We start from the raw sequence: 10656 nt of genomic DNA on the forward strand, positions 1-10656 counted from the left end.
CGTCGCGGAGCCGGAGGTCGTCGCCGTCCGTGCCGTCGCGGTGCAGCCGGTGCCGGTGCCGGGGGCATGCGCGGTGCCGCCCGCCCGTGGCCTGACCGAAGAGCGGGCCTGGCTGCGCAAGACCCTGAACTCCCAGTACGACGTGGCCGCCAGCACGGTGTCCCGGATGCTGTCGCAGGTGCCGGGCCTGCGCGTCGGCATGCAGGCCGACGAGGTGCTGGCCGACCTGGTCGGCGTCCGCGTCTACCTGACCGGCGACAGCGCCGGCCTGGACGAGGCGGTCCGCTCGGCCGCTCCCGGCCCGCACGTGCCGCTGGCCCGGGTCGTCACGTCCGGCCTGAAGCGCCTGCCGTCCTACCGCGGCGCGACCCAGCTGTGGGCCGCGGCCGGCGAGTCCGAGCTGGACTGGTACCGCAATCGCCTGCTGGTCAGCGAATGGGCCTTCCTGACCGCCACCACGGCCGGCCGGCCGGGCATGGCCGGCGAGGTGGAGTTCCGCGTGTGGTCGATGACCGCCCGCCGCACCCAGCTGATCGACCCGTCCGTCGCCGACCAGGTGCTGTTCGTGCCGGGCACCAACTTCAAGGTGCTGGAAGTCCGGGACGAGCCGAACCCGGTGGTGCTGCTGCGGGAGCTGTCCACCGCCGAGATCGGCGAGGACGGCCAGGTCAACACCGGCCGCAGCATGTTCGACGACCTGGCGCTCGGCGGCCTCGACCAGGCCGCGCAGGCGTGGGCCCAGGTCGCCGGGGCCCAGGTCGCAGGTCCCTCCGGGGCGCGGCCGACGGCCAGTGCCCCGCCCGGACTGCTTTCCACCGCCATGGAGAGGACGAGCGCATGACCCGGCAGGTTCTCGAGGTGCCGGGCGCCTTCCGCACCATCGCGGAGGCGCTGGCCAAGGCCACCGACGGCTCGGTGATCAACGTTGCCGCCGGCCGGTACGACGAGTCGCTGGCCATCACCGGCGTGGTGACCATCAGCGCCCAGGACGGCCCCGGCACGGTTCGCCTGCACGCCACCAAGGGCAGCACGCTGGTGGTCGCCGGCGGCGCGGTGCAGCTGTCCGGTCTGGACATCACCGGCGACGACGCCGAGCTGCCGGTGCTGGACGTCCGGCACGGCGAGGCGGCGCTGGACAACTGCCGCGTCGGCGGCGCGGCCTGGACGGCCGTGCTGGCCCGGCAGACCGGCGTGCTGGCGATGCGGCAGTGCCGGGTGCAGAACCCGACCGGCGCCGGCGTCGTGGTCACCTCGGTGGGCAACAGCTCAGTCGAGGAGACGGTGATCGCCGAGGTCGGCTCGTCGGCGATGGTCGTGGCCGAGGGCGGCCGGGTGCAGGTGCGCGGCTGCGTCTTCGACCACGTCAAGGGCAACGGCCTGTGCGTCAACGGTTCCGGGGTCGGCCAGATCGTCGACACGAAGATCGTCGGCAGCGGCAAGCCGGCGGTGGTGATCGAGCAGGACGGCCGGGCGGAGCTGACCCGGGTCAGCATCACCGAGAGCGCCAGTCTGGACGCCTACCTGACCGGCGCGGGCGCGGTCACCATGACCGACTGCACGTTCAGCGGTTCGGGTGGCCAGGCCGTGCACATCGCCAACGGCGCGAAGCCGACGCTGACGGGCTGCACCTTCACCGGCGCCGCGCGCCAGGGCGTGCACGTGACCGGCGGCGCCTCGCCGGTGATCGAGAACTGCACCATCAGCGAGAGCCCGATCGGCCTGCTGGTCGACGCCTCCGCCGACCCGTCGATCAGGATGCTGACCGTCACCAAGGCCGACCAGTCGGCAGTGTTGGTCAGCGGCGGCGGAAAGGCGCGTATCGACGGGCTTTCCGTGGACGGGGGAGTGCGGGTCGTCGACTCCGGCATCGACCTGCGCCGCGCCGTCATCGAGCTGGCCGGCGGAGTCGGTGTCGCGCTGGAGGGTTCGTCCACCGGCCGGGTCGACGAGCTGCGGGTGCGCACCACCGCCGGCGCGGGCCTGCTGCTGACCGGCCAGGCGCGGGCGACCGTGAGCTCGGCGGCGGCGCTGGGCTGCCCGATCGAGATCGGCTCCGGCAGCGTGCTGACGCTGGAGGCCAGCGAGGTCACCGAGGTCCGCGGCGCCGGCATCGTCGTCGCCGACGGCGGCACGCTGCGCGCCACCCGCTGCCGCGTGCACCACAACTCCGGGCCGGGCATCGACGTCCAGGGCAGCGGAGTGTCCGAACTGGACTCCTGCGAGATCTTCGACAACGAGGGCAGCGCCCCGCCGGCCCCGTCCACGCCGCCGACCGCCCCCGCGGCTCCCGCGCCGGCCCCGACCGTGAGCGCCCAGCCGGCCGCGCCGGCCGCTTCCGGGGGCGATCCGGCGTAAAGGTCCCAAAGATGTGGTTATGAAATCTGCCAACCAAAGTATAATATCTATGGAGAATGCCTTTAAGATGGTAACCAGCACGTCTGCGGGGCGGAAATCTCGGGTGTAAGATGATAATAATTAGGAGACGCGGTTGCATATTTCAAATTATAATTCGTGGTCTTGGGAAAACGTCAATAGTTCGATGTTCTTGAACGGTGCCAGGCTCTACACGAGGAGCAGGCCGGGCACCGCGGCGAGGGTCCGCTGGCCGACCTGCACAGCCTCGTCGGCCTCGACTCGGTGAAAAGCCGAGGTCACCGGACTGATCAACCTGAACCGGATGGCCCAGCGGCGGGAGCAGATGGGCCTGCCGATGCCGGCGCTGAGCCGGCACCTGGTCTTCGCCGGCCCGCCCGGCACCGGTAAGACGACGGTCGCCCGCCTCTACGGCTCGGTGCTGGCCGAACTGGGGATTCTCCGCCAGGGCCACATGATCGAGGTCGCGCGGCAGGACCTGGTCGCGCAGTACATCGGCGCCACCGCCATCAAGACCACCGAGGTGTTCGAGAAGGCGCTCGGCGGCGTGCTGTTCATCGACGAGGCGTACACCCTGACCAGCCAGTCCGGCGGCTCCGGCCCGGACTTCGGCCAGGAGGCGGTGGACACCGTCATGAAGCTGATGGAGGACCACCGCACCGACATCGTGGTGATCGTCGCCGGCTACACCGACCAGATGGCGCAGTTCCTCGCCTCCAACCCCGGTATGGCCTCCCGGTTCACCAAGACCGTGGAGTTCCCCAACTACACGGTGGACGAGCTCGTCACCATCGTGCGGGGCATGGCGGCCAAGCACTACTACGAGCTCGACGACGACGTGCTGAACGCGCTGCACCGGTACTTCGACAAGACGCCCAAGGGCAAGACCTTCGGCAACGGCCGTGTCGCCCGGCAGCTGTTCGAGTCGATGATCTCCACCCAGGCCTCCCGACTGGCGATCTCCGGCGGCGCGGACAACGAGCTGAGCCGGTTCGCCACCACCGACGTGCCGATGGCCGAGGGCGACGACGGCACCGACACGCCCGAGGACAACCTGCCGCCCGGCCCGAGCGCCCGCCGACTGTCCACAATGGTCGGTCAGCAGGCCGTGAAGGACGCGTTGCTGGCCCGGTTGACCGGACTGCTGGCCCTGCACCGGCGGCGGCAGCCGCTGGGCGGGCTGGCCAACATGGTGTTCGACGGCCCGGTCGGCAGCGGCCGGCGCACCATGGCCCGGCTGTTCACCCGCTCGCTGGCCGAGCTGGGGCTGATCGCCGCCGGCGCGGTCGTCGAGCTGCCGCTGTCCGGCCTGCCGTGCAAGTTCGACGGCCAGGCCGAGATCCGGGTGCGGGTCGCGGTCGAGGCGGCCGCCGGCGGCGCGCTGCTCGTCGACATCGACCCGCAGTTCCTGCAGCGGTCGGACGCCGAGAAGGGCCGCGTCGTCAACGCGGTGCGCGAGGTGCTCGCGGCGGCCCCGGCGGAGACCGTGCTGTTGCTCGTGGGGCAGCAGCAACTCATCGGCGCGCTGCTCGGCCGGACCGAACTCGCCGGTCGTTTCGCCGAGCACCTGCGCTTCACCGACTACTCGCCGGCCGAGCGAGCCGCACTCGTCGTCCGCTGGTGGACCGAGAACGGTTGGCAGGCGGGGGAAGACGTCGCCGCGATGCTGACGGCCGGGCTTCCGGCCGGCGGCGTCCGGGACGCGCACAAGCTCGCCGCGGCAGTCGCGGCGGGCACCACCTCAAGGACGGTCACCACGGCCGACCTCGACGGTGTCAAGCCGTCGGTCGAGGAGCGAAAGGCGGTGCCCGTGCCGGCGTGAGCCGGACCGGACACCGAAACAAACCCAACGTGGTGACCTAGCGCACCACCAGCTGTGAGGAGCGAAGCCACATGGCGTCGTCGATTTCCAAGATTGATCTTGCTGGTCTCTCCGGGACCGCGCAGAGCCAGCAGGAGGCCGTCGACTCGGTGCAGAGCGACCTGCAGCGCGTCATCAGCGAGTGCGACTCGCTCGCCGCCGCGTGGACCGGCGACGCGGCCTCGCTGTTCCAGGACGCGATGAGCAACTTCCAGGAAGGCGCCAACAAGGTGCTGTCCACCCTGCGCGAGATGCAGGAGAAGATGGTCAGCACGCACAGCAACTTCAGCGGCACCCACGAGAACATCAACGTGGTGGCGCGCGGCACGACCAGCTCCATGGGCGGCCTGCAGGGTCTGTGACCCTCCTTCCCCTGACCTGAACGAACCGAGAAGAGAGAAGACGATGGCCGACTACTCCATGCAGCTGGACACGACCCCGCAGATCGGCGAGGCGCTCCAGGGCATCGCCAACGAGCTGACCCAGGTCGGCGAGGCGCTGGTCAGCGCGATCAACTCGCGGCTGGCCGACACCGACGGCGCCACCAAGGACCAGTTCATGCTGGTGCAGCAGCACTACAACCAGGCGCACGAGGAAATGACCCAGAAGCTGCAGCGGGCCCAGCACGACCTGATGCAGATCCACGAGCTGATCACGCACGGCGAGAAGGTCGGCACGCAGACCTGGTCCTGACCCCTGGAGGTCGACAATGGGTGGCTACGGAGATTTCGTCAGCGGCAAGGGCGATTCGTCCTCGTCGTCGAAGCCGGGTCTGACCAACTGGGACCCGAACAACACGCCGCCGCCGGTCACCGGCGGGGGCCCGACCAACCCTGACGGCTCGCCGTCGCTGACGCCGCCGAACGTGCCCGGCAAGGGTCACGGCGGCAGCGGCACCACGACGGTGAGCACGCCGTCGATGAAGATCTTCGCCGACAACATCGGTCAGCTCATCGACCCGCTGAACAAGGCGCTGTCGTACGTGCAGAGCATGCCGAAGGTGCAGGCGGGTGACTTCAACACCGGGCACGTGATCAAGACGATGCTCACTGGGGACTCCGGCGACGGCATGCTCCAGTCCGGCTTCGAGACCGTGCTCAAGAAGTGCGTCAAGTCGGTCACTGACACCCACGAGGCGGTGCTCAAGCTGGCCAGGGACTACGAGAACATCGACGACCTGAACAAGGTCACCGGCCAGCAGCTGTCGCGGGCGATGGGCGACGTGGGCTCCGACATCACCGCGGTCGGTTCGGCCGGTTCCAAGTTCGGCACCGGCTCGTAGTGCCGGCGACCGGCCGTCCGTCCGAAGTGGACGGACGGCCGGCCGTGCCCACGTCCCGCTGAGATCAGAGAAGTGGAAGAGCCATGGCGGATCCGAATCCGGACAGCAACAACCCCGGCGAGGGGACCCCGGACGACTTCACCCAGTGGGACTGGCACAAGATCATGACGGCGGTCGTCGGCGCCTACGGCAACAACACCAACAGCGGCCTGTCCGACCCGAACTCCCTCTACACCGCGGCCAACACCCTGGAGTACGTGAAGAACACGCTCCAGATGGTGGCGCAGAGCATCAAGGACCAGGCCGACGCCCTGTCCTACGGCGACGACGCGCCCTGGAAGGGCGCGGCCGCCGGCCAGTTCAACCAGATGATGTACTCGCTGGGCCAGAACATCCACGCCAACGCGCAGGTTCTGGCCGGCGACGTGGCCGGGGACGACATCCCGAACCAGGTGTACGCCAGCGGCCAGCACCTGGCCACCGCGATCAACACGCTGCACGCCATCGACCACTGGTACGCCGACCAGGCGATCAAGATGGGTGCCCATGTGGTGGACGGCGTGGTGATGGTGCACGAGAAGCAGGAGGTCGTCGACGCGCTCAACCGCGACATGCGGACCGTCATCACCAACCTGTCCAACAACTACAAGGTCACCAACGACGGCTTCACCCCGCCGAGCACCGACAACAACCCGGGCCCGAACGACCCCAACAACAACCCGTTCGGCAACGGCAACAACAATCCCTTCGGGGACGGCAACAACCCGTTCGGGGACGGCAACAACCCCTTCGGCGACGGCAACAACCCGTTCGGCAGCCCCGACCCGTTCAACCCCGGCGGCAATGGCCCTGGCGGCAATGGCCCCGGTGGCAGCGACTTCACGCCGCCGCCCCTGCAGAACTTCGCGGCCGGCCCCGGTGACGGCACCGGTGGCCCAGGCCTCGGCGGCGGTGGGGGCAGCGGTCCGGGCTTGAGCGACTTCCCCGGCGGTGGCGACAGCGGTCTCGGTGGGGGCAGCGGTCCGGGCTTGAGCGACTTCCCCGGTGGCGGCGACAGCGGTCTCGGTGGGGGCAGCGGTCCGGGCCTGAGCGACTTCAACTCGCCCCCGTTGTCCAACTTCCCAGGTTCCGGCGACAGCGGCCTCGGTGGCCCCGGTGGTGACAGCGGTCTCGGCGGCGGCTCGGCCTTCTCGCCGCCGCCGCTGACGAACTTCCCCGGCCTGGGCAACAGCGGTCTCGGCAACAGCGGGCTGGACAACAACCTCGCCACCAGCGGCCTGAACAACAGCAGCGACCCGTTCGCCGACGGCAGCGGTCTGGACACCAGCGGCCTGGACAATCCGGCTCTGAAGGACTTCCCGGGCCTCGGTGGCGGCGCCGGCGGTGGTGTCGGCGGTGGCGCAGACGGCCTCGGTGACGCCGGCGGCCTCGGCGACCTCGGCAAAAACCTGGTGTCGGACAACCCTGCGCTGCAGGGCTTCCCCGGCCTCGGCGACTCCGGCCTCGGCGGAGCCAACGGCCCCGGCAGCCAGGGCAACATGGGTTCCGGCATGCCGATGATGCCGCCCGGTATGGGCGGCATGGGTGGCGGTCAGGGCAACCAGAACAACCCGGTCAAGTCGGACGCGAGCGGCCTGCTCAACCCGACGCCGTTCCCCGGCGACCTCGGCGGTGGCTTCGACTCGTCCGGCCTGCTCACCGGCGGCCCCGGTGCGCTGTCCGGTCTCGGCGGCGGACTGTCCGGTCTGGACGGACTCGACACCGGCGCCGGTGGTGGCGGTGGCGGCCTCGGTGGCGCGGCCGACCTGCCGTCGCTGGAGGGATTCCCGGGCGGCACCGATGTCAGCGACCCGTCGCTGGCCGGTCTCGGTGACGGCGGCCTCAGCACCGAGAACCTCGGCGGCGGCCAGCAGCAGCAGGCCGGCGGCCCCGGTGCGCCGGGCATGCCGATGTCGCCGGGCATGGGCGGCATGGGCGGCGGCCAGGGCGGGCAGAACAACCAGCCGGTCAAGTCGGACGCGAGCGGCCTGCTCAACCCGACGGCGTTCCCGGGCAGCCTGGACGACACGATCGGCGACCCGTCGGGTCTGATCACCGGCGGCGCGGGCGCCGCGGAGGGTGGCTCCGGCGGCCTGTCCGGCCTGGACATCCCGCAGGTGTCGGCGTTCGACGGCGACCTCGGCCCGGCCACCGCGCCGGACGGCACCTCCGTCGACAACCCGAACCTGCCGGTCGAGGAGGCCCTCGGCCCGGACGGCCTGGAGGCCACCCCGCAGCAGCTCGCGTCCGCGGGCGGCCCGGCCGGGACCCCGGGCATGCCGATGATGCCGGGCGGCGGCATGGGCGGCGCCGGCGCCGGCGCCGGCCAGAACAACGCGCCGACCCGGTCCGACGCCAGCGTCCTGCTCAACCCGACCGAGTTCCCGGGTGGTTCGGAGGACGGCGGCAGCGACCCGTCGGGGCTGATCACCGGTGGCACCGGCGCGGTCGGCGGTGGCGGCGGCCTGTCCGACCTGCCGGCGACCGACGCGACCGTGGTCGGCGACGGACAGCCTTTTTTTGCGACCACCTCCGCCGACCCGATGATGATCCCACCGCTGCCGACGTCGGCGTCGACCGGCGCCGCGCCGGGCGAGCATCGGTCCGAGGCCTCGCAGCTGCTCGCCCCGGGCGGGACGGCGTTCTCCGAGTCCGGCTTCGCCGAGCACCAGCACGGCCACCCGGGCGGAACCCAGCACGACGCCGTGCCGGCTGAACCGATGACGCCTCCCGACCGTGTGGCCATGGTGAACGGTCAGGACGGCGCCGAGGACTTCACGGCGTGGGAGGCGGGTGCTGCCGGTTCGGTCGCGGTGATGCCGTGGCTGTTCGGCCGCGGCGGCCGGAACAATGACGGCGACGTCCAGACCGACGCGCCCGTCGAGGACAACGACAAGTGGGTGCAGGGCGACATGCGTGGCGTGCCGGCTCCGGCCGACCAGCCGCACCTGGCGACGTGGCGGCCGGAGAAGGTCGTCACCGCGCCGGGGCAGCCGGCCGAGGAGGTCGTGCTGCGCAGCTCGGCGGCGATGCCCGAGCCGATGCCGGAGCCCGAACCCGAGCCCGACGCGGACGCCGAGGACGGCGAGGAGGAGCCGGAGCGCACATCCGCCGACCTGCTCGACCGCCGGTCCGACCAGTGGGACGGGCGTAGCTCGGACCTGCCGGGGGTGCTGGGATGACCGTCTCGACGAGTGAGAGGAGCTGACCATGTCGTCGCCGTACGACGAGGCCATCAACGAGATGATGGCCGACTACCACCGCCAGCTCGAGCAGATCACCGAGCACCAGAAGCAGATGCAGGAGATCACCGGCACCGCCGCCTCGCAGCGCAAGTCGGTGTCGGTGACGGTGGGTCCGCAGGGTCAGATCCTCGAGCTGAAGTTCCCCACCGACGCCTACCGCGAGATGGCGCCGATGGAGCTGGCCAACGTGATCATGGAGACGTTCAACGCGGCCCGCGCGCACGTGATGAAGCAGCAGCAGGAGCTGATGGCGGCCAACGCGCCGGCCGGCATCGACATCTCGCAGCTGTTCGGCGAGAACTCCGAGCTGGGCAAGGCGCTGCCGCGCAACCCGTTCATGTCGGACGCGGTCCGCGAGTACGTGGACAACGGCCGCGTTCCCGGCGCCGAGGACTGAGGAGGTTCCGATGGCCGACAGCAACTTCTCGGTCAGCACCGAGGGCATGGCGCCTGCGGTCGCCGGCCTGCAGAGCCTGGGCGACCGGATCTCGCAGATCACCCAGCAGCTTGAGTCCACTTTGGACAGCCTGGGCAAGCCGTGGGGCGAGGACAAGAACGGCGAGAACTTCTGGAAGCAGTACGGCACCAGCCGGGACCAGACGCTGCAGGGCGCGTCCGGCATGGCCGACGCCACGCACGGTGTGGCGAAGGGCATCAAGGGCATGATGACCGGCTACAGCAAGATCGACGACTCGGCGAAGGAGACCGCGCGGAACCTCAACTCGGACTCCGACGGCTCCGGCGGCGGCAACTACGGCGGTGGCGGTGGTGGCGGCGACAACCCGCCGCTGACCCGGGCCCGTCGGATGGACGACGTGATGCAGCCGCGGCAGTTCATGAAGGCCAGGCGGATGGACGCCCTGGAAAGGGAGCCCGGCATCCCGGCCACCAACCCAGACGGCACGCCCCTGGAGCCGTTGCAGGCCCGGCGGCGGATGGACGCGCTGATGCCCATGGAGCCCGGCACCATGCTCGGCCGTGAGGAGAAAAACCCCGCTGGAGCCGTTACAGGGCCGGAAAAGAGATGGATGCCCTGCTCCCGGAGGAGGCGGGCATTCCGGCCAAGCGGATGGACGCGCTGGAGCCGATGGAGCCGGGCATTGCGCTCGGCCGTGAGGAGGGCACGCCGCTGGAGCCGTTGCAGCCGGCCCGGTTCGAGGCCGCGCAGCCCGGCATCCCGGCCGAGCCGCTCCGCCCCATGGAACGGTTGCTGCCGCAGGAAGACGGCGTGCCGGCCGAGCCGATGCAGCGCGGTGTCCTGGCCGAGGGCCGGTTGCTGCCGGCGGAGCCGGCGCATCCGTTGTTGGCGCGTGAGGAGGCGATTCCGGCGACGCCGGCGCATCCGCTGTTGGCCCGCGAGGAAGCGATTCCCGCGACGCCGGCGCATCACCTTTTGGCCCGTGAGGAGGCGATCCCGGCGCAACCGTTGCAGCAGGGGGTTCGGCGCGAGGGCACGCTGTTGCCGGCCCACGAGTCCATCCCGGCCGAGCCCCGGTTCTTCAAGTCGGTGCACGAGGGCACGCCGGTGCAGACGTTCGAGCGGGTGCACGAAGCAACGCCGTTGCAGCCGACGCATTCGTTCGAGCGAGTGCACGAAGGCACCCTGGCGCAGCCGGTGCACGCGTTCGAGCGGGTCCAGGATGCAACCCCGCTCCAGCCGGCGCATCGGCTCGAACCGGTCCGGATGGACGAACCGGTGCGGCTGACCGAGCCGGCGCTGCCGGTGTCGGAACGGCTGCTGGAACCCGCGCGTGAGGGCGTGCCCGCCGAGCCGGCCGGCTTCGCCGAGTTGGAGCCGGAGCGGTTCACCCCGCTCGAACCGCGAATCCCCGCGGTCCCCGAGCAGTGACCGACCG

General features: G+C 70.8%; 8 protein-coding genes and 1 pseudogene. All 9 read left to right on the forward strand.

Annotation, left to right across the window (positions count from 1 at the left end; genetic code table 11):
* Positions 1-841, forward strand: a pseudogene (locus tag KUTG_RS59640) (hypothetical protein); the annotation flags it as partial.
* Entirely contained in the window at positions 838-2355 is a 1518-nt protein-coding gene (locus KUTG_RS41730; protein WP_052396031.1) for a right-handed parallel beta-helix repeat-containing protein, read from the forward strand. The pseudogene KUTG_RS59640 and the gene KUTG_RS41730, both read left to right, overlap by 4 nt.
* A gap of 322 nt (positions 2356-2677) precedes the next feature.
* Positions 2678-4195, forward strand: a complete 1518-nt coding sequence (locus KUTG_RS41735; protein WP_052396032.1) for an AAA family ATPase — start codon at positions 2678-2680, stop codon at positions 4193-4195.
* A 71-nt stretch (positions 4196-4266) separates the two neighbouring features.
* On the forward strand, positions 4267-4596 hold the full coding sequence (locus tag KUTG_RS41740) for a WXG100 family type VII secretion target (protein WP_043724963.1): 330 nt from the start codon (positions 4267-4269) through the stop codon (positions 4594-4596).
* A gap of 43 nt (positions 4597-4639) precedes the next feature.
* Entirely contained in the window at positions 4640-4927 is a 288-nt protein-coding gene (locus tag KUTG_RS41745; protein ID WP_043724966.1) for a hypothetical protein, read from the forward strand.
* A gap of 16 nt (positions 4928-4943) precedes the next feature.
* Entirely contained in the window at positions 4944-5516 is a 573-nt protein-coding gene (locus tag KUTG_RS41750; protein WP_043724968.1) for a hypothetical protein, read from the forward strand.
* 83 nt (positions 5517-5599) lie between these two features.
* Positions 5600-8737: a hypothetical protein gene (locus KUTG_RS41755; RefSeq protein ID WP_043724971.1), complete on the forward strand. Its 3138-nt coding sequence runs from the start codon at positions 5600-5602 to the stop codon at positions 8735-8737.
* A gap of 28 nt (positions 8738-8765) precedes the next feature.
* The gene (locus KUTG_RS41760; protein ID WP_043724972.1) at positions 8766-9197 is read left to right on the forward strand and encodes a YbaB/EbfC family nucleoid-associated protein; all 432 of its coding nucleotides are present in this window, start codon (positions 8766-8768) and stop codon (positions 9195-9197) included.
* Positions 9198-9824: 627 nt separating this feature from the next.
* The gene (locus KUTG_RS41765) at positions 9825-10649 is read left to right on the forward strand and encodes a hypothetical protein (RefSeq protein WP_043724975.1); all 825 of its coding nucleotides are present in this window, start codon (positions 9825-9827) and stop codon (positions 10647-10649) included.
* Positions 10650-10656: the final 7 nt, after the last annotated feature.

Source organism: Kutzneria sp. 744, assembly GCF_000568255.1.
GTDB lineage: Bacteria > Actinomycetota > Actinomycetes > Mycobacteriales > Pseudonocardiaceae > Kutzneria.